Annotated in this window: 14 protein-coding genes; 10 read left to right on the top strand and 4 right to left on the bottom strand. The window is 50.8% G+C overall.

Annotated features, from left to right (window positions below):
- Positions 1-168: 168 nt before the first annotated feature.
- Genes QZJ86_RS10810 through QZJ86_RS10800 form a run of 3 tightly spaced genes read left to right on the top strand, consistent with a single transcriptional unit; the run spans position 169 to position 3,514 of the window.
- On the top strand, positions 169-1,737 hold the full coding sequence (locus QZJ86_RS10810) for a recombinase family protein (RefSeq protein ID WP_301670414.1): 1,569 nt from the start codon (positions 169-171) through the stop codon (positions 1,735-1,737).
- Entirely contained in the window at positions 1,734-2,636 is a 903-nt protein-coding gene (locus QZJ86_RS10805) for a plasmid partitioning protein RepB C-terminal domain-containing protein (protein ID WP_301670413.1), read from the top strand. The genes QZJ86_RS10810 and QZJ86_RS10805 overlap by 4 nt, the downstream gene beginning before the upstream one ends.
- Positions 2,633-3,514, top strand: a complete 882-nt coding sequence (locus tag QZJ86_RS10800) for a plasmid partitioning protein RepB C-terminal domain-containing protein (protein WP_301670412.1) — start codon at positions 2,633-2,635, stop codon at positions 3,512-3,514. The genes QZJ86_RS10805 and QZJ86_RS10800 overlap by 4 nt, the downstream gene beginning before the upstream one ends.
- A gap of 22 nt (positions 3,515-3,536) precedes the next feature.
- Here QZJ86_RS10800 and QZJ86_RS10795 read toward each other — a convergent pair whose 3' ends face one another.
- From QZJ86_RS10795 to QZJ86_RS10780, 4 genes are read right to left on the bottom strand one after another with little or no spacing between them, the layout of a single operon-like run.
- Positions 3,537-4,058: a hypothetical protein gene (locus QZJ86_RS10795; RefSeq protein ID WP_301670411.1), complete on the bottom strand. Its 522-nt coding sequence runs from the start codon at positions 4,056-4,058 to the stop codon at positions 3,537-3,539.
- Complete coding sequence (locus QZJ86_RS10790; RefSeq protein WP_301670410.1) at positions 4,039-5,922, bottom strand: DUF927 domain-containing protein; 1,884 nt, start codon at positions 5,920-5,922, stop codon at positions 4,039-4,041. Before QZJ86_RS10790 ends, QZJ86_RS10795 begins: the two co-directional genes overlap by 20 nt.
- Positions 5,915-6,358, bottom strand: coding sequence for a hypothetical protein (locus QZJ86_RS10785; protein WP_301670409.1), 444 nt, complete (start codon positions 6,356-6,358; stop codon positions 5,915-5,917). The genes QZJ86_RS10790 and QZJ86_RS10785 overlap by 8 nt, the downstream gene beginning before the upstream one ends.
- Positions 6,351-6,593 carry a helix-turn-helix transcriptional regulator gene (locus tag QZJ86_RS10780; RefSeq protein ID WP_301670408.1) on the bottom strand — a complete coding sequence of 81 codons (243 nt, stop codon included), beginning with the start codon at positions 6,591-6,593 and terminating at the stop codon, positions 6,351-6,353. Before QZJ86_RS10780 ends, QZJ86_RS10785 begins: the two co-directional genes overlap by 8 nt.
- Positions 6,594-7,321: 728 nt before the next feature.
- On the opposite strand from QZJ86_RS10780, the gene drmD reads away from it, so the two are divergent.
- From drmD to drmC, 7 genes are all read left to right on the top strand, one after another.
- Positions 7,322-10,477: a DISARM system SNF2-like helicase DrmD gene (gene drmD / locus QZJ86_RS10775; protein ID WP_301670407.1), complete on the top strand. Its 3,156-nt coding sequence runs from the start codon at positions 7,322-7,324 to the stop codon at positions 10,475-10,477.
- A gap of 296 nt (positions 10,478-10,773) precedes the next feature.
- Entirely contained in the window at positions 10,774-14,490 is a 3,717-nt protein-coding gene (locus QZJ86_RS10770) for an Eco57I restriction-modification methylase domain-containing protein (protein WP_320415855.1), read from the top strand.
- A 24-nt stretch (positions 14,491-14,514) separates the two neighbouring features.
- Complete coding sequence (locus tag QZJ86_RS10765; protein ID WP_301938863.1) at positions 14,515-14,754, top strand: hypothetical protein; 240 nt, start codon at positions 14,515-14,517, stop codon at positions 14,752-14,754.
- Entirely contained in the window at positions 14,742-15,155 is a 414-nt protein-coding gene (locus QZJ86_RS10760; RefSeq protein ID WP_301938861.1) for a type II toxin-antitoxin system VapC family toxin, read from the top strand. The genes QZJ86_RS10765 and QZJ86_RS10760 overlap by 13 nt, the downstream gene beginning before the upstream one ends.
- 11 nt (positions 15,156-15,166) lie before the next feature.
- Positions 15,167-18,691, top strand: a complete 3,525-nt coding sequence (drmA, locus tag QZJ86_RS10755) for a DISARM system helicase DrmA (protein WP_301938859.1) — start codon at positions 15,167-15,169, stop codon at positions 18,689-18,691.
- A gap of 10 nt (positions 18,692-18,701) precedes the next feature.
- Positions 18,702-20,540 carry a DUF1998 domain-containing protein gene (drmB, locus tag QZJ86_RS10750; RefSeq protein ID WP_301938857.1) on the top strand — a complete coding sequence of 613 codons (1,839 nt, stop codon included), beginning with the start codon at positions 18,702-18,704 and terminating at the stop codon, positions 20,538-20,540.
- On the top strand, positions 20,537-21,373 hold the full coding sequence (gene drmC / locus QZJ86_RS10745; RefSeq protein WP_301938855.1) for a DISARM system phospholipase D-like protein DrmC: 837 nt from the start codon (positions 20,537-20,539) through the stop codon (positions 21,371-21,373). Before drmB ends, drmC begins: the two co-directional genes overlap by 4 nt.
- The last annotated feature ends 30 nt before the right edge of the window (positions 21,374-21,403 follow it).

Below are 21,403 nucleotides of genomic sequence, written 5' to 3'. Positions count from 1 at the left end.
GGTATTGCAAAGAGATGACTTGATCGGCAAACCATTAAGATTCTTATACCGTATTGTCAGTCCGCTCTTGGTAACCCCTGGATTTGGCTGTCCCCGCTTAGAAGATAGCTCCAGTCCACCAGTGGCTTAGCGAGAGCCTAATTTTCATGCGAACGGGGATCATCAGGTTTGATAAATCAAATTGAATCCAACGAAGAACGCCCAGAAACGTTAGTCAATTTACGCGCGGTGGAATATGTGCGAATGTCGACCGAGCACCAGCAGTACTCCACAGAAAATCAGTCTGACAAAATCCGCGAATACGCCGCTCGTCATAATATTGAGATCGTACGAACCTACACCGATGCCGGCAAAAGTGGTTTGCGCATCGATGGTCGAGTTTCATTACAACAGCTGTTGAAAGATGTTGAAACTGGATCTGCCGACTTTTCAATGATTTTGGTGTATGACGTTAGCCGCTGGGGACGATTCCAAGATGCTGATGAGAGCGCTTACTATGAATATCGGTGTCGGAAAGCAGGAATTCAAGTTACTTACTGTGCCGAACAGTTTGAAAACGACGGTTCACCTGTTTCCACCATTGTCAAAGGCGTTAAACGGGCTATGGCGGGTGAATACAGCAGAGAATTGTCGGCTAAGGTTTTCGCCGGGCAGTCTCGACTGATTGAGCTCGGTTTTCGTCAAGGCGGCCCTGCTGGCTATGGCCTACGACGGGTATTACTCGATCAAAACGGTTCCATTAAAGCCGAACTGGCCAGAGGCGAACATAAAAGCCTGCAAACCGACCGTGTCATCCTCATGCCTGGTCCCGAGGCGGAAATCCGCACCGTCAATTTGATGTATCACTGGTTCATCGAGGATGGACTGGTCGAGTCCGAAATTGCCGAACGCTTGAACGGCATGGGAATACAGACTGACCTCAACAGGCAGTGGACTCGCGCAACGGTGCAAGAGATCCTGACCAATGAAAAATACATTGGTAACAATATCTATAACCGCATTTCCTTCAAGCTCAAAAAGCTAAGAGTGGTTAATCCTTCTGATATGTGGATCAAAAAAGAAGGCGCATTCGAACCTATCGTACCGCCTGAACTGTTTTACACCGCGCAAGGAATCATTCGAGCCAGAGTTCACCGATATACCGACAAGGAATTAATCGAGCGTCTGCGAGCCCTTTACCAGCGCAGAGGCTTTCTGTCGGGATTGATCATCAACGAATCCGAAGGCATGCCATCCACATCCGTTTACGCGCATCGTTTCGGCAGCCTGGTGCGAGCCTACAAAATGGTCGGTTTCACACCAGATCGCGACTATCGATATCTGGAAATCAACCAATTCCTCCGTCGTTTTCACCCAGAAACCGTCAATGAAACCGAACGCCAGATCATGGCATTAGGCGGCACTGTCAAACGCGACGCTGGCACGGATCTACTGCAAGTCAATAATGAATTCAGTGTTTCCATAGTATTGGCGCGCTGCCAAAGCTGCGAAAATGGCCATCACCATTGGAAAGTCCGGTTTGACACAAGCTTGGCCCCAGACATTACCGTGGCGGTTCGCCTTGATGAAACAAATCATGCTGCACTCGATTACTACCTATTACCGCGACTGGATTTCGATCAACCCCGCATCCGTCTCGCCGAACATAACCCAATCGAATTCGAAAGCTACCGTTTCGACAGCTTGGACTATCTGTACGGTATGGCAGAACACACACGTTTGAGGAGAGCAGCATGACAGAAACAATCAGGACTGGCCAAATGCAAATGATCCCAATTAACTTGATTGATGTCCTTAATCCAAGAGAAAGAAACAAGCGTGTTTTCGAGGAGATCGTCACCAATATCCAAACAATCGGACTCAAGAAGCCGATCACTGTGACACCACGAGCAGCAACAGACGGCACCGAACGCTACCTTTTGGTTTGCGGCGAAGGCCGAATGAAGGCATTTCATGGTTTGGGTGAAGCAACAATTCCTGCCCTGGTTATCGAAGTCAGCGACGAAAATGCATTCATCATGAGTTTGACCGAAAATATCGCGCGCCGCCACTATCGACCGTTAGAGTTATTGGCAGGTATTCAGCAACTTCACGAACAGGGATACGACAAAAAAGTCATCGCCCAAAAAACCGGACTCTGCGTCGAGTATGTCCACGGCATACTCACCTTGCTGATGAAAGGCGAAGAACGTTTGTTGGTTGCCGTGGAAAAAGGCAAAATTCCATTGAATGCTGCCTTATCCATTGTCGGCGCGGGTGATGACGATCAAGCCATCCAGGCCGCCCTACAGGAAGCTTACGAGACTGGAAAACTACGCGGAAAACAATTGATACAGGCGCGACGAGTTATCGAACGCCGACAAACGTTAGGACCATCGGTTGCCAAAGGTACGCCGCGAAAAGCGCAAGATGTCACGACCGCAAGTTTGGTCAGAGTCTACCAAAAGGAAGTCGACCGCCAAAAACTGGTCGTTAAAAAGGCCCAGTTGACTCAACAACGCTTGTTGTTTGTCGTCAGTGCCCTCCGAGAATTATTTGCCGATGAGAATTTCTCGACTCTTCTGCGCGCAGAGGGCTTGGACTCTCTGCCGAAATATCTCGCTGAACGCGTCTTGTCGGGAGGTCGCACGATATGACCAATATACCTCTGGGATTCTGTCTCGAACCAATTTCAGTGCCGGTAGATAAGATCCTGCCCTCGCGGAGAACGCCTACTGGCGTTACCACCTCGCGAAAATATTTGCAGATACGCACATCGATACAGGAAATTGGACTGATTGAGCCTCTATCGGTCGGGCCTGCCGATGCTAAAACCGATCAGCTCATTTTACTGGATGGCCACATCCGACTGATCGCTTTGCAGGAATTGGGATATATCGAGGTTCCATGTCTGGTTGCTACTGATGACGAGAGTTACACGTATAACAGTCGTATCAACCGTTTGTCGACGATACAGGAACATCACATGATTCGCCGCGCCATCGAACGCGGCGTCACCCCAGAACGGCTGGCCAAGGCGCTCAGTGTCGATCCCCGCACGATTGAGCGCAAAGCGGCGTTATTGGAAGGCATATGCCCCGAGGCAGCAGAACTGTTGAAAGATCACCAGTTCCCAACGGATCTGTCACGGGTGTTGCGAAAAATGAAACCAACCCGCCAACTCGAATGTGTCGAGCTCATGATATCAGCCAATACCATCACCATAAATTATGCTGAAGCACTATTAGTCGCCACGCCGTCATCAATGCTTGTCGAAGGCAAGAAGCCGAAAAAGCTTAGCGGTCTAACTGCGGAGCAAATAGCCAAAATGGAGCGAGAGATGAGCAATCTTCAAGAACGATACAAAATGGTTGAGCAGACCTATGGGCAAGATGTCCTTAATTTAGTGTTGGCTAAGGGTTACTTAGCCAAATTACTTGAAAACCCAGCTATAAAAAGGTTTCTGCAGCAAAGGCAGCCGGAATTCTTGGCGGAATTCGAGGCCATTGTTCAAACAGTATCACTGGATCAATGACGCGTTGTATTCGCAATTTAACTTAACGTTGTTCAAAGTTCTTACACCTACGCCATTTATCCACCACAATCCGCCATCCGAATTGGCTGCATTGATGCCCTTGTAGCAATCGACAACTGGCACAGCGTACGAATCCCCGCGTATCGCCGTGGTGAATTCGCAGGGTATCTTCGGCCAGTTGCAAGGCGTAATGCAGGATGTCGGGGCTTGCCGCGCATTCGCTGAGAAACTCGTCGATGACCGATGAATCGGTTTCGCCAATGGCGTTCAGATAGGCCATAAGTCTGGCTTTATCTTGGGCGTTGAGCTTGTTGACGTTGTCTTGTTGGTACTTGCTGTTTTGGGGTGTTACCGGTATTACTGGTGTTACGGCCAGTCCTGGCGCGGGTTGCTGGGGTATTACCGATTCCGGGCCAGGTAACACCGGTGTTACCGCTGCAACCTTTTTACTTTGCGTTCCGTGGTGTTGGTAGTCTGGTTGAGACGGCTCATCGGTCGCCTCCGCCAGATAATGCCGTATCACATCAGCCAACATGGTCGTCATCAAACTGAATCACGTAAAACCAGGCTGAGCCGCCGTGGACTTTGACCTGGGTGACATGCTTTTTGGGATTGGGGCCAGATTTCAGGATGCCTTGACCGATCAGCAGTTTAACCGCTAATGCCAAATCGGCATGACCAATCGCCTTTTTAAAACCGGCCGAGCTGAACAACCATTGCCGGCCTCGTTCGGTTGGGCGCCAATAGCCGGAGCGCTCGCCATGCAGTCGGTTGGGATCGTCGGTTTTGGTAAAGCGGCTGTCGCCATAGAGTTCGACGTACTGCCGTAACGCATTGGCCAATTGCTGAGGTTCCAGTTCACCGGTTCCACGCTGTTGGCGCCAATGTTTGAAGCAGATCAGCGCCGCTTCCATCGCTATGCGTTCCGGCCAACCCGTAACACCATATTCGGTTGCCAGTTCCCCCGCCAGACCGATCAAGGCAAAGCTGCGGGCGGCGCGGGTTTCCTGCGCTGATAAGGGACCGAAGCGCTGTTCGAAAATGCGTAAACACTGGTCCAGGTAGGCGGCAAAATCGCGTGCATCGCGGGTCAAGTGCTCCAGAAAAGCGATACCGGCGGTGCCATACTGCTGCGACGTGTGCTGATGCAGCGCGGTGGCAAAATCCCGGCCACTGTCATAGTCATGCAGATGGTCAAAGGCGCCATGCTGACCAAACACCGCCAATTGCAGAAAGCGCACCAATTCGCCGGCTTTGACCGGAATCCCGGCCTTACTCAGATGCGCTTCAATCGAATCTTCGCCGTTAGACAGAATCGCTACCCGCCAATGCTGATGCGCCATGGCTTTACCACTGACCGTGGCCCGTTGCTTGCCAACGCCATTGGCCAGCAGATACAGCGACTTACTGACATCCTGAGCATCGGCTTTACTCATCTCATCCAGACACAGCAAACCGTCGTTGACTTGAACAGCCGCTGATTCTAGGCCATTTAACGTCGCGGTCCAGGAACGCTGGAAACTTTTTGGTTCGCCCCAGACACTGGCTGCGGCCTGCATGCCGCTGGTTTTGCCTTGACTGGAAGGACCATAAGTATGAATGGCCAGGCTGTCCAAATGGCATTTAGCCAGTAAAGGACCACAAAAGGCCAGCGAGACAACGAACAGCAAAAAAGGATTACCGGGACATAAACCCGCGACCTGTTGTTGCCAGGCGGACAAGGTACCAGCTTGCCGATAAAGACTACTGTGTATATTTCCCTCGGACTGCAGAATCACGGCATCACTTGAATCACCAATACTACGATCCGGCAGCACATAAACGTTATCAAACCAACCGGGTGTGGATGTGATCCAGACCGTTCGATCTGGATGTTGCTGACACAGATAATCCGCCAGCCGACTGCGTTGCGGATAGTGAATATCTAGGCCTTGATCGAACAAGGCTTTCTGCAGCTCATCGCCGCGGCCGGCGACTAAACGGAACGGCATGTTCCACTGTTTGAGTTGCCCCAGTCGATCGCGAAATTCCAGTAATAAACCGAAGTCGCCACCTTGTCGGTTGCGGGCAATGGCCACCGCCTTCAACACGCCACAGATTCTGACATCGCGCAGCGCCGGCGGCTCCTTGGCAGACGATTTGCCGAGAAAATGGTAATACACACCGGCGGGCCAGCAATGATCCAGGCCGCAGGTGTGTTCATACACTTGGTAACATGGCCGACTGTCGGCGCAGGGAAATAGCGCTGCCGCATCCTTCTCGGATTTGGCAGCAACCATTGATTGACGGGCTTGTTGGATCTCGGCCAAATCCGAAGGCGACAACTTCTCAGGCAGAAATCGGCTAATGGCGGATGCCAATCCGCCATCAACCTCTTCATACATTAGTGATTCAGCATGATCATCCACCGCCTGACTCCTCGTTCAGCCGATAAACAACAATCTCGTCCCGCACCTGAACCCAACGCTGGCCCACCGGCAAACGTGGATCGTATTCAAACGCGGGTTGACTGAAATCCACCCAACTTGGCCAGACGGCCACCCATTCGGCGCCGTAGCCCAGCAGCACCTTGACCAGCGCCATCACTTCATCACGACCAGTCGCGTGATCATATTGCCAGTCGACGATTAACATCAGGCCCAGCACCGGCCAACGAAAATGAGCCGGCGCTGAGTTAGACGGACATACCAGTGCCCATACGGTGGGATTCGATTGCCATTGCCGCGCGCGTTGCCAGGCATCACGACCAAAGCAAATCATAATTGGCCAGGGCGGCGACGTAGATTGCAGTCGTGCGATCAGCTCCTTAGCAAACGGCGGCAACGGCAGTCGTTGATCAGGCATTCGCGTTGCCGGTACATTGAGCACCTAAACGCGCAATGAGCTCGGCAATATCCTCCACCCGCCAGGCCGTCATATTGGTGCCCATTTTGATCGGCTTAGGAAAGATGCCTTTTTTGATCCCATCCCACCAGGATGATTTACTCATGGGCAGCAATCCAGAAATGGGCGGCTTGGCCTTTGGATCGCCAATAATTTGTTTCAAACGCAGAAAGCCAGTTTCGGGCAATTTATTCATGTCTATTAACCTCATAATCATCGGAAAAAATGGGGCGATAGTCATTAATACAAGAGACCTATCCCCCCTACTCAGACCGTTGCCGGCCCAGTCTGCAATCCATTGGATTGCGTAATGTCGCGTCGGACAGAATATCCAAATCGAGTGGCCACTCACTTGCAGCTGACGATGAATTTGCCATCAGCTGCAAGATCGGAAAATTAAATTTGTCTGATGCGATCTGAGGACGTATTTTTCAGCAAAAATTTTGAAAGCTGCTTGCAGTAAATTGCGATTTCGCAATTTACTGCAAGATTACGAAAAAAATTTTCGATGGGTACCGGCCAATGCCTGTTAAACGGGGTTCAACTCGATGGCAGCCGTCCGGAAACGTCCTGGGGAATATTGTGAAGAGTAAATTTGGAAGGTCGTCTTCGAAATCGCGATAATTATTGCGATTTCGATAATTGGCCAAAATTTTTTGTACTAACCCGACTGCGTAAAAGCGTCTATAAAATTAGCTGGTTTTGATTAGCTGACACCGAGATACGAAACCACTTGCTGATAGCGCATTGGTAGCGGATGAACAAGTGACTCCGACTCCACCTTGTTGTTGGTTCGCCAAACACTTTGAATCCCCCCTGAACCTTCGTTACTGACCCCTCGGATTAATTTTCTCGCAGGCAATAATTGATGTTGGTGTAGCATTTGCCTTTATTTATTAGCACAGCTTTGAATTAGGGAAGAAAATGCAGACAACACCGGAAATTGGCCAGCTTGCTATCGTTCGCAAGCGCCCCTTCGTTGTTACGGAAATCATTCCGGCAGCCCCCGGAATTGGACGAGATAAACCCAACCACTTGATCAAACTCTCGTCAGTTGAAGACGATGGATTGGGAGAAGAGCTGCAAGTTATATGGGAGTTGGAGCCAGGCACCTCGGTTTACGAAAAATCTACGCTTCCAAACCCAGATTCATTTGATCATCCCAAACGCTTGCAAGCCTTTCTGGACGCTGTTCGCTGGGGTGCCGTTTCGCAAGCCGATGACAAAGCCTTACAGTCACCTTTTCGCAGTGGCATTGAAGTAGACGACTACCAGCTCGATCCCGTCGTTCGGGCACTGTCCATGCCGCGCGTAAATCTGTTAATTGCCGATGATGTCGGTCTCGGTAAGACCATTGAAGCTGGCTTGGTCGTACAGGAAATGATTCTGCGTCATCGAGTTCGTTCTGTATTGATCGTTTGCCCCTCGTCTTTGCAAGTGCAGTGGAAAGAGGAGATGCGGGATAAATTCGGTCTCGAATTCCGCATTATCGATAGCAATACTATCAGTCAATTGCGCCGTAAGCGCGGCATTCATGTCAATCCGTGGACACATTTTCCGCGGTTGATCACTTCCGTTGACTATCTGAAACGTGAGCGTCCGTTACGAACTTTTCGGGAAACCTTGCCCGCAGGCGATCAACCCACTTACCCGCGGGCATACGATTTACTCATCGTCGACGAAGCCCACAACATTGCCCCTTCTGGCCGCGGCAAATACGCCACAGACTCGATGCGCACGTTAGCCGTTCGTTCGCTAACTCCGCATTTCGAGCACAAGTTGTTTCTCTCCGCGACACCGCATAACGGTTATCGCGAAAGCTTTGCCGCGCTATTGGAATTACTGGATAGCCAGCGCTTTGCCCGCGCCATTACCCCTGATCGCTCGCAATTAGACGCCGTGATGGTTCGGCGTATGAAATCCGAGCTTAAATTGCGCTGGGATGGCAGCCGTCGTTTTGCCGAAAGACTCGTCAAACATTTGGAAGTGCCATATACAAATGAAGAACGACTGGCCCACCAAGCCTTACAACAATATTCGGAATTGCGCCTCAAACACGCCAGCTCAGACGGCGAGCGCATGGCTGCCGAATTCGTCTTGAAACTGCTTAAAAAACGATTGTTCTCCTCGCCAGCTGCTTTCGGCACCACGCTCGAAAAACACGTCGCATCTGTCGGTAAGCAAAGCGGTAAAGCAATCGCCAATCGGGACATTGCCGACTTTTCCGATGACTATGCAGACGACGATGAATACGAACTCGAAACCGGCGAAGTCGTCAGCTCCGTCAGCCAATCATTATCGGCCCTGACCAGCGAAGAGCAAAGCCTGCTCAGACAACTCAGCGACTATGCTGTCAAAACCAGTTTGCGACCGGACAGTAAAGCCGAGACCCTGATCAAGTGGCTCAAAAACACTTTGCGTCCAGGTGGGCAATGGAATGAAGAGCGTGTGATCATCTTTACCGAATACCGCGCCACACAAAAATGGCTTTATGACCTTTTGGCCCGCGAAGGCTTTGCCGAAAATGAACGCCTGGAGATGATCTATGGCGGCATGGACAATAAACATCGCGAAGCCATCAAAGCGGCGTTCCAAACTCACCCAAAAGATTCGACCGTACGTATTTTATTGGCGACTGATGCCGCATCTGAAGGTGTCAACTTACAGAATTATTGTTCCAAGCTGATTCATTTTGAAATCCCCTGGAACCCTAATCGCATGGAGCAACGCAACGGCCGGGTGGATCGCCACGGTCAAAAAGCCGATGAGGTGGATATTTATCATTTTGTCGGCAAAGGCTTTGATAAAGCCCAGTCAACCGCCAAAGTGGGTGACCTGGAGGCCGATTTAGAGTTTTTGATGCGCGCTGCGCTCAAGGTGGAAACCATACGCGAAGACCTCGGCAAAGTTGGCCCGGTAATCGCCACGCAAGTTGAAGAAGCCATGCTGGGAAAACGCCAGCGCCTCGATACCAGCCGCGCCGAGCAAGAAGCAGAGCCCGTGCGCCGCATGCTGAAATTCGAACGCAAACTCCGCGAGCAACTGGAAAAACTGGCCGCTCAATTACACGAAACCCAGCACGACCTCAATCTCACGCCCGATCATATCGAAAACGTGGTTCGAGTTGGCCTGGAGCTCGCCGGCCAGCCTGCACTGATACCGGTCGAGATAGACGGCATTTGGCCCGATCCGACTGGCCTGCGGAAAACTTGCCCGGTATTTCATTTACCGGCGCTATCGAATAGTTGGGCGCAATGTACCGATGGTCTGGCCCATCCGCACAGCAAAATAATTCGCCCGATTGTTTTTGATGCCGCTTTGGCAACCGGTCGTGACGATGTGGTTTTGGCTCACCTCAATCATCGTTTGGTGCAAATGTGCTTGCGACTATTGCGAGCGGAAATCTGGTCACTGGACACCCAAACGCAGCATTTATCTCGCGTCTCGGCCTGCATCGTCGATGATTCTGCATTAAGCCATCCCGTGGTTATTGCCCATGGCCGAATTGTCGTTTTAGGTGGCGATAATCATCGATTGCATGAAGAAATCATCACCGCCGGCGGCGCCTTAATTGAAGGCCGCTTTAACCGCTTGAATGTCGGTGAAACCAAAGCCGCATTAGAATCCGCTACCGATACACCGGTACCGGCTGCCATAGAAGTCCGCTTCCAAGCGCTATGGCCAAAACATGCTGATAGCTTACTGGCAGCCCTGGAAGCGCGACGCGTCGACCGCACTAAAAACCTGGAAAAAACGCTTGAAGAACGCGCAGAAAAAGAAGTCAGCAAACTAACCGCCATCATGACCGAATTGCAAAGATCGATCCAAGCCGAACTAGCCCCCCACCAAATCGAACAATTAGACCTCTTTCTCTTCGGCGACGATCTTGGTAAACAACAGCGCGAACGTGATCTCTCGGCATTGCGTAGACGGCTAGAAGAAATTCCCGAAGAAATTGAACGCGAATCACGACATATCCGCTCGCGCTTTACTAATCCCCATGCCCGACTGTTCCCTGTCGCTGTTACCTGGCTAATTCCGCGTAAAGCCGTACTCGAAATCACCGGGGGTAAAGCATGAGCCAGCCCAACGTTTCGCGTCATCATGCCGATTGGCTGTCGTTGGTCGAAGTCTCCGGGCCATTTGTTTCATTGCCGGTATTACTCAAAACCTTTCCCCAGGGCTTGGATGCTCGCGATCCGGCGCAAGCTAAAGTATTACGCGCTGCCTATGAGGAATGGCAAGACAACCCCAATGGCCCCGGCAAACAGCGCGCCTGGATACTGCATGTCCTGACTCAACTGTTGGCGTATCCGCAAGATCTGATTGCCGAAGGTCAAACTCTCCCGGCTGGACTGGAAGCCAGTTTGCCGGAAATGGGCGAAACCCTGCGTCCGGATTTTGCCTTGGTAAGCCCGGCGGGTTCCGACAAACCCGGCCAAGCGCAAATGTTGATAATGACTTACGCGTCCGAACAGGCACTGGATAAACCGGTGATGGGTAAACTCTGGAAAGCCACACCCGCCACCCGCATGATGGAATTGCTGCATGGTGCCGATGTGCCATTAGGGTTGGTCAGTAACGGTGAGCAATGGATGTTGGTCTATGCCCCACGCGGCGAAATTACCGGCTATACCTCGTGGTATGCCAGCCTTTGGCTAGACGAACCCATTACCTTGCGCGCTTTCCATTCCTTGCTTAGCATTCGTCGCTTCTTTGGCGTCGCCGAAGACAGCACGCTGCAATCCATGCTCAAAGAAAGCGCACAAGATCAGCAGGAAGTCACCGATCAACTGGGTTACCAAGTCCGGGAAGCGGTCGAGGTATTGGTGCAATCCTTCGATGCCTTGGACAAGGAAAGCAACCGTGTCTTATTAAAAGGCGTCAGCGCTAAAAGCCAGTACGAAGCTGCACTCACCATCATGATGCGCTTGGTGTTCCTGTTTTCTGCCGAAGAACGCGACCTGCTGCATTTGGGCAAACCGCTGTATGACGAAAACTATGCGGTTTCCACCTTGCAGGAACAACTCCAGGAATTAGCCGACCGTTATGGCGAAGAAGTCTTGGAAAGACGCTACGATGCCTGGACTCGCTTATTAGCCACTTTTCGCGCGGTACATGGCGGTGTCGATCACCAGGATTTAATGATGCAAGCCTACGGCGGCTCGCTGTTCGATCCTGACCGCTACCCGTTTCTGGAAGGCCGCAGTATCGGCAGCAACTGGCGTAACAGCAGTGCCGAGCCCTTGGCCGTCAATAACCGCGTGGTCTTACATCTGCTCAACTCTTTGCAACGATTGCGTACTAAAAATGGCCCCGCAGGCATGTCAGAGACCCGCCGCGTGTCGTTTCGTGCCTTGGGTGTGGAACAAATTGGTCATGTTTACGAAGGCTTGCTCGACCACACCGCAGTGCGGGCCCATGAGGTAGTGTTGGGGATTGCCGGCACCCGAAAAAAAGAGCCTGAAATACTATTGTCCGAGTTGGAAGCCTTACTGGCGGACAGTCAAGATAAACTCATCAACTTTCTCAAAGATGAAACCGGCCGTTCTGTATCAGCATTGCGTAAAGCCTTGGAACAAGGCAGTTTACTGGACGAACACAAACTTTTGCTCGCCTGCGGACAGGATCAAACCTTGCTGGAACGCTTACGACCCTTGGCAGGTATCATCCGTGACGATTCCTTTGAACGACCACTGGTAGTCTTGCCCGGTAGCGTCTATGTCACCGCCGGCACAACCCGCCGTAGCACCGGCACGCATTACACACCGCCGACGCTAACCGAACCAGTGGTTCAACACACCCTGGAACCTTTGGTGTATCAAGGTCCCGCCGAAGGTTGGCCGCGTGAGCAATGGCAACTCAAATCGCCCAAACAAATTCTGGCTCTCAAAGTCTGCGATATGGCCATGGGTTCCGGGGCTTTTCTGGTACAAGTCTGCCGCTATTTGGGTGAGCGTTTGGTGGAAGCCTGGGAGAACGAGGAAAAACGCCATCCCGGCGAAGTATTGACCAGTCCGGAAGGCGAGTTTTCCAAAGCCGCACCCAGCGAACGCTTGATCCCTCAAGATTCAGCAGAGCGTGTTGCCATCGCCCGCCGGGTAGTGGCCGATCGTTGTCTGTACGGTGTAGACATCAACCCGATGGCCGTGGAAATGGCCAAATTGTCAATGTGGTTGATTACCGTCGATAAGCACCGCCCGTTTACGTTTTTGGATCATGCCTTCAAATGCGGTGATGCATTGTTAGGTATCACCGACTTCAAGCAATTGGAAAACTTCACTTTGCGAGGGGAAGATAGTCATCTGCTGGTTGCCTTCGCTGCGCTAAATCTGTGGCGACATATTGATGAAGCGAAAAGCAAACGGGAAGCGTTGGAAGCCATGCCATCTGACAGGCCCGAACAGATTCAGGCTAAAGCCTTGTTATATGCCGAGGCAGAAGAATCAGTAGCTAAACTCAATGCCGCTGCGGATATTTTGATCGCCGTCGAGTTACAAGGTTTGAAAGGCAAGGCTTATGACGCCGAACGCGAAGCTTCCGCAGATCACATGTTTGCTTATTGGAGTCAAGGCTTGCCTGAATTGCAGGCCTTTGCCGCGCGAAAATTAAATGGCAGAAAATGTTTTCACTGGGCGCTGGCCTTTCCGGAAATCATCGAAAATGGTGGCTTTAATGCATTTTTGGGAAACCCGCCGTTTGTCTACGGTACACTGGCAGCGACTGCCTATGGCGTAGATTATATGAATTTACTGCAATCAACCACTCCTCCATGGCATGGTAAAGCAGATCTAGTTATCGGCTTTTACAAGAGGTCCGCGAATTTGATCCGCGATAATGGCTGTTTTTCATTCATTGCTACAGCTTCAATTTTAAGAGGTGAATCTTTAGAATCAGGCTTAAGAGATTTGATTGAGCGTGGATGGAAAATATTCTGCGCTCGAAGTCCATTTAAATGGCCCGGTGAGGCCAATCTCGAAGTCGTAACCACGTCATTGAGCAAAAACTGGAATGGCCTTTATTTTCTTGATGAGCAACTTGTTGAAGGAATTAGCGAAGAATTAACTCCAGGGGGATCTGTTTCCGAAATACCTTTTGAGCTTGTATCTAACAATATTACCTCCGCACTTGGAATAAAGCTGTGCCCAGCTAATAGGGAGATAAGCTATCAAAAATATTTAAATGAGGAACAACTTGCACCTGAAATAAAAGATTTTTTTGTTCCTGCTATTGGAGGTGAGGAACTTTACGAACTGGTTGATCTTTCAACTGCCCGACGATCGATCTCACCTGAAAAACTAAATAAATTTCTTAAAGCTGGTGGACAACTTACTGGCAACGGGACAATTGAGATATATCAACCTGATACTTACACTCACTCGGCACCTGCTGCGGCAATCAACTTTCTACTAAATCACAGTGAACATGCGTTTGCGTGTGGTGAAACCTCCACGATATTAAGATTCACCAAAGTGCCAACCACTGGATGTATTCTCAAGCATAAATTAATAATATTTCCTGCTAATAATTGGGCTTTGTTAGCGGTACTTCAATCTGAAATTCATGGGGTTTGGGCTTGGCGTTGGGGACTACGACGAAAACGTGATCTTGTTTATAGCCCAAAGCGTTGCGCGGCAACGTTTCCTTTACCTGAACAAGTTAAAGGGTTAAATAGTATTGCTGAAGTTTTTTACAGTACTCGCCAAGCATACATGCAAAACAAATGCGAAGGGCTAACAAAAATTTACAATCGCTTCCATAATCCTAACGAAAATGAGCGAGGAATCATTGAACTGCGCCATCTGCATGAGGAAATGGACAGCGCTGTCGCAGATGCCTATGGCTGGCAAAATCTAAATCTCAAGCACGACTTTCATGAAACGAAGCAAGGACTGCGTTATACCATTTGCGAAGCCGCCCGCCGCGAAGTGCTTGACCGCCTGTTGGAACTCAATCACCAACGCTACGCCGAAGAAGTCGCTGCCGGCTTGCACGACAAGAAAGCTGCCAAGTCTGCCGGCACTGGTCGAGGGCGCAAGAAAAAATCCGAGCCAGCTGCTGCCAATGAACCCGAACAATTCCAACTTTTCTGAACACCATTCAGAAGGAGAGCCGTTATGACCGCCCAATATTACGAAGCCGTTGCCGAAATTCCGTTAGATCATTGCCTGCACTTGCAACTGCCGCTGGAAATTCCCGCTGGCCCGGTGCGGGTCGCGATTATTTATGATAGGGCTATCGATACCGCGGGACAGGACATTAAAAACCTGCTGGCCGCAATGCCGGATGTCGGCGACGATGCTGATTTTACTCGTCGCCGAGACCTAGGCAGAGAGGTACCGGAATGGGATTCCTGATCGACACCAACGTATTGTCCGAATTACGCAAGAAGGATCGCGCCAATTCAGGTGTTAAACAGTGGTTTGCCAGTGTCGATGGCAAAAGCCTGTATTTGTCGGTACTGGTCATTGGCGAAGTGCGTAATGGTATTGAACGCCTGCGTCGTCGCGACCCTGCGGCCGCCGAAAATCTGGATCGCTGGTTGTCCAAGGTAGAAAACGACATGGCTGGCCGGATTTTACCGGTGACGACTGCTATCGCTGATCGCTGGGGCCAACTTAATGCGCCTGATCCCTTGCCGGTAATTGATTCCTTGCTGGCTGCGACGGCATTGGAACACGACCTAACGCTGGTCACACGCAATGTCGCTGATGTGCAGCGCTCCGGCGTCAAATTGTTAAACCCATTTACGGATTGAATAGGCCAAGTATGACCGATCACAGCACCGCTGTAACCGCCCTGGCAACTTTGCCTAACCCAACCCCCACGACGATTCGCGATGAACTCACACAGATGGTTATTCGTGATCTTCTCGGTCCTGCCGGCGGTCCGGAGGAAGAATTAAACCAATACGAAGACCATGCCTACCAGCGCTATTTGGTCGGCATGTTGGCGCCAAAGGACAAGGAGGTTGCCGGCGGCGAATTGGACGAATTGGCAACGGGCGACGGCGATGAGGGGGAAGAAGGCAACACCGATGCCGGCGTGCCCGCGGGCAGCACGTATTTTCCGTCTTCAATGGGTTTAAGTTTTGTGGTGGCATCCGAAACGGCTGACATTCTGGTCGCTGCCGAATGGGGGCAGTACCTGCGGATCAAAAGCGATAATCAACAGAACAAAGACGGCAATCCCGCCAATGTCTGGAAGCGTAAACCGGTGATTGCGCCAGAATTACCGTTAGTATTGAAGGAAGGCAATATTGCCCCGCAAGCACTTCATCCCGATCACCCCTTGGTGTTGCTGCAGGGACGCATCCGTTCGACTGCGGACGGCTGGGTGGTTACGTTATTCATGATCAATCAACAGGAAGAACGTAAGGGTAGGAATGAGCCTAAAGATGAGGTTTGGGTATTTCAACCGAAGCTCAAAGTGTATGCCGCGGATAGTCGGCCAATTTTTGTGCAGCGCAAAAACGCCAAGCTTGATCTGTCAAAAATGGATCCTTTGACACGTGAGGAATCGGAAACCTTGGAAATGCTGTACCGGCATCAACGTGAGTTTGCCGTCGGCCACGGCATCTCGGTGCATGCCACGTTACCTGAGCCTTTGGCAGAACGAGCGAGCCAGGTAGAAACTGAATGGGTACCCTGTTTTGAAGTGCCGCAACAAACCCCGCGTTCTGCCGCGGACGATGAAAATCTCGCTGGCTTAACTATGGACATGAAGGCCCTGGCTGATTTACCCAAAGAAGGCTTGATTGCCAGCTTGCGCCATATCGAGACGGCCTACCGGGTGTGGATAAAGGTAGAAGCTAACAAACTGACCTTGCCGTCTGAGAAGCTAGATGGTCATGAGGAAACGGCGCGCCGATCTGTGGAGCGTTGTACTCGGGCCTTGCAACGGATTAAAGCCGGAATCGAGCTGATTGAAAACAACCCACTGGCCGAGGAGGCCTTTCGATTTGCCAATCGGGCGATGTGGCAACAGCGGATTCACACCACTTTTTCCCGAAAAGTGCGTAAGAAGGAAATCAAGCTGGAAGATGGCACTTCTTTGTTGGATGTTACGAAGAATCGTAGCTGGCGTTTGTTTCAGTTAGCATTCGTATTACTCAATTTACCGAGTCTAACCGATTTACATCACCCTGATCGTAGTCATGAAACCGATGCAGTTGCAGACTTGCTGTGGTTTGCCACGGGTGGTGGTAAAACCGAAGCTTATTTGGGTTTGACGGCCTATACCCTGGCATTAAGGCGACTACAAGGCGAAATCGAGGGTCGACGCGGCGATCATGGCGTGGCGGTTTTAATGCGCTATACCCTGCGCTTATTGACGTTACAACAGTTTCAACGGGCTGCGGCGTTGATGTGCGCCTGTGAATCGATTCGTCGGACCGATATTGGTAAATGGGGTGAAACACCCTTCCGCCTGGGACTTTGGGTAGGTAATAAAACCACTCCTAACACCCTTGCCGCTGCAGCCAATTCATTACGGCAGCGCAATGTCGGTGGCAGACCATCGGCTTCAGGTACACCCCAACAAATTACATCCTGTCCCTGGTGTGGTTGTGAGATCAAGGAAAAACATTTGCGGGTCTATGAAGCACCCAGCGACATTGGTCGCTGCGTCACCTATTGCGGTGACAATTTAGGAAGATGCGAGTTTTCCGAAGCCAAAGCCCCCAAGGAAGGTTTGCCGGTGATGGTGGTGGATGAAGAAATCTATCGCCGGCCACCCACGCTATTGATTGCCACTGTCGACAAGTTTGCGCAAATGCCCTGGAAAGGCGAAACGCAAATGCTGTTTGGCAAAGTTACAGAGGTTTGCGATCGGCACGGGTTTTTGTCGCCGGAAATTGATGATGGGCAATCCCACCCTTCCCGTAATGGTTTACCGTCAGTCAAAAATCGGCCCCATGGGGCATTACGACCACCGGATTTGATTATTCAGGACGAATTACATTTGATCAGCGGGCCATTGGGCTCAATGGTCGGGCTCTACGAATCGGCGGTTGATGAGCTGTGCTCTTGGCAAGTCGACGGCAAGAAAGTACGGCCTAAGGTTGTGGCTTCGACTGCTACGATCCGCCGTGCCCCGGATCAAGTGCAAAAACTGTTTGTGCGTAAACTGGAAGTGTTTCCACCGCAAGGCACCAGTATTAGGGATAGCTTTTTCGCCATTCAACGACCGACGGGAGCGGAGTATTCTGGTCGGCGGTATTTAGGGATCAATGCCTTTGGTCGGCGTTATCCGGTGGCCATGATTCGTAGCTATGTGGCGCATATGGCTGCGGCGCAAGCGCTTTATGATAAATACGGTCGATTGGCTGATCCATGGATGACCCTGGCTGGATATTTCAATTCCATTCGCGAATTGGCCGGCACGCGTCGTCTGGTCGAAGATGATATTCGCGCTCGTCTCCGTGATGCCGATCAACGGGGATTGGCAAAGCGCCGGGTACGAATGGGTGCTGTGGAAGAGCTAACTTCGCGTAAATCCGGCTCGGACATTCCAAAGATATTGGATAGGCTGGAGGCCGTTTTTGATAAGGAATTGGAAGCACAGCGTGCTGCTGAGCGTAAAGCTAATCAGCCTGTTAGTTCTTCGATGCCTTACGATGTAATTCTGGCAACCAACATGATTTCTGTTGGTGTGGATATTGACCGATTAGGTCTCATGCTGGTCGCCGGTCAACCCAAAAACACTTCTGAATATATTCAGGCGACCAGCCGTGTGGGGCGTTCCTCAGACGGGCCTGGCTTGGTCTGCACGGTATTCAACTGGGCGCGTCCACGCGATCTGTCGCATTACGAACGTTTTGAACACTATCATGAAACCTTTTACAAGCATGTCGAGGCCTTGTCCGTAACGCCATTTTCCGCGAGGGCTCTCGATCGTGGCTTGTCGGGTGTCATGGTTGGTTTGATGCGCTTATGGGATGAGCATTTGAACGAGAACGCCGCGGCTGGCCTAGTAGCGGATACAGACGCATTCTGGAGCATGATGGCAGACGTATTGGCCAAGCGAGGGGTTAATGCCACGCATGATCCTGCTGTCGCCGAACGCATCAAGGATATGCTGGATAGGCGTCGGGACGAATGGCTGTGTCGAGTGCATAACCAAAAAGATCATCAGCTTTGTTACCGCTCCGAGGGAGGGGCGACTGTTGGCTTGCTGGAGTTGGCCGATGATAAAGAGTGGAAGCTATTTACCTGTCTAAGTTCGCTGCGCGATGTTGAGGGCACCGTAGATCTGGTGCTGGATCAGCGCACCACAGGTTTACACACGGATTAAGGAAACGACGATGAACGAACTTGGCGAACTGCGCCCCAGCCAGTTAATTTTTACCTTTGGCATTGGCTCGTTAGTCGATTTGCCGAACATGTCAGCTCTTGTGATGGGGCTAGATGACTGGGATGCCCGATATTGTAAGGAGATCGAAGAAGATCGCTTGGTAGCCGCGGTACAAAAGCGCCTCGGCGCTCAGATGAACAGGCTTTACATGCCGCCAATAAAGTTGGATAGCATGGACCGTGATCCGACTGCGCCGGCTATCGGTGTGCCAGTGGTGCCATTTCCGCGCTGGATGCGCTGTTCGTTATGTGACACCTTGGCGACAGTGGAGTCAGGGGTTTTTAAACTGATTCAAGACCCTTATCGCCCGGATCGGACGGAATATGTGCATCAAGGCTGTTTGAAAAGCCAGGGCGGGCGTTCTCCATCGGCTTTGTCGGTACGATTTTTACTGGCATGTCGCGAGGGGCATTTAACCGATTTTTCTTGGTTAAGTTTTGTGCACAAAGGCAATGTTCCGTGTCGTCCGGCGACATTGAGCATGCGGGAGTTTGGCGCCTCAGGTGACGCCTCTGACATTATTGTGAAATGTCATACCTGCGGAACCGAACGGCGTATGGCCGATGCATTTGATCCGGCGGCCGAATATGCATGCACGGGTCATCATCCGCATTTGCGTCTGGTTGAAAATGACTGCAAAGAAAAAGCAAAACCCATTTTGCTTGGCGCGTCGAATAGCTGGTTTCCAATTGCCCTTTCCGCGTTATCCATCCCGCGTGCCACTGACAAATTGGGGAAATTGGTCGAAGAACAGTGGGCCAAGCTGATGAACGCGAATTCGTTAGCAAAGCTGGGCTTCTATCGAGAAGAGCAACAGACCTATCAATCGTTAATTCCGTTATTTGCGGAATTTTCTGACGAAGAAATCTGGGTGGCCATTGAAGAAAAACGCGCTGGACAACAGAGCACTCTGCCTGCCGAAGATTTAAAGCTACCAGAATGGATGGCTTTCTCAAATCCTGACTCATCCAAGGAAAATCGAGATTTCAAATTAAAGCGAGTATCACCGCCAAAAGGGTTTGAGGTGTTTCTCGAAGACACGGTCTTAGTGGAACGAATCAGAGAAGTCCGGACCTTGTTGGGATTTACCCGAATCGAATCTAATGCTGATTTTGCCGAAGCGACAATCATTCAAGATGGCCGTATGACCAAGCTTTGTCGCGAAAATCCAAGCTGGTTGCCCGCAGCGGAAGTACGTGGCGAAGGCTTGTTTTTGCGTATCCGAGAAGAAGTACTTCTGGCTTGGCAATCGAAAGATGAGGTCAAGCAACTTGAGCAAGAGTTTTTGGAATCACATAAGGCATGGCGCCGACTGAGAAAACTTGAACCCGTGCAAGATGGCTTTCCAGGTATCCGACTGATTCTTTTGCACTCGTTATCCCATGCCTTGATGCGACAAATCGTTTTGGACTGTGGATATACGGCTTCCAGTGTTCGCGAGCGCTTGTATTCGCGCAACCTTGGAGAAGATGGCGGGCCTATGGCTGGCATATTGTTGTACACCGCGGCGCCGGATAGTGAAGGCACGTTAGGCGGCTTGGTCGAATTGGGTGATCCACTCACTTTAGGCCGGCACCTTCAACAAGCGCTAGAGAGTATGCGCTTATGTGCGTCCGATCCGTTGTGTTCCGAACATAGACCCGATACGTTGGGCAGAGGCATACACGGTGCTTGCTGTCACGCTTGCCAATTTGCCGCGGAAACCTCGTGCGAAAGGGGTAATAGGTATTTGGATCGATCAGTACTTGTCGATACATTTTCCGCCCGCGGCACAGCGTTTTTTGAATGACCAACGTGCGTAAAGATTTATTTGCATTGATTGACAAGCTAGTCAAGAAAGCACCGGCTGATTGGATGAATGCCGCCTGCGAAACACTTCGGTCGGTTGATGCTGATAGTTCATCAGACAGGGTGGTCAAAAAACTACCGTTAACTAACAATGCCGATCTTTCATTTCTAGTTTGCGAAACGGTGCGAATGGCTTCCAACACCATGTCGTGGGAGGCTTTGAGTTGGACTCTTGATTCGAGTTTTGAAGTTTATCAACAAACCTTAGCCTCTCAACGTATCGAATTACTTTGGTCAGGCCCAACACCGGTTGCACAGATTCCTGCCCGCCGAATCGATCAGGCGCTATACGATTTAATTGCTAATGCTAAAAGCGAAATCTTGTTGGTTACATTTGCTGCATCGAGGATTCAGCGGCTTGTTAATGAGTTGGTCAATGCTCGACAGCGTGGTGTAAAAATCCGGCTGATCCTTGAGTTCGAACAAAGCTCTGAGGGGCAATTAAGCTACGATGCGTTGAAAGCTTTTCCAGAGACCTTTGTTCAGAATACTGAAGTCTATTGCTGGCCATTAGAGAAGCGCGATAGGAATCAAGCCGGACGCCCCGGAAAACTACATGCGAAATTAGCAATTGTTGACGATACGGTTTTAATTTCCAGTGCAAACCTGACCGATGATGCGTTCAATCGAAATTTGGAAGTTGGGGTCATGATCCAAAACAACGAATTTCTTGTAAATACAAAGGACTATATTGGGTCGCTGATTTCATGCGGAATTTTAAGCCGGTTAACAACCATGGTCCCGATAGTACTGGCGCCGAGCCCCACTGAATAACCTTCGTCAATTAAGGCGCTGCAATCAAAC

It is taken from the genome of Methylomonas montana, assembly GCF_030490285.1.
In the GTDB taxonomy this organism is placed as follows: Bacteria; Pseudomonadota; Gammaproteobacteria; order Methylococcales; family Methylomonadaceae; genus Methylomonas; species Methylomonas montana.
Note: the sequence above shows the minus strand (reverse complement) of the source record. Positions and strands in the feature narration are given on the sequence as shown.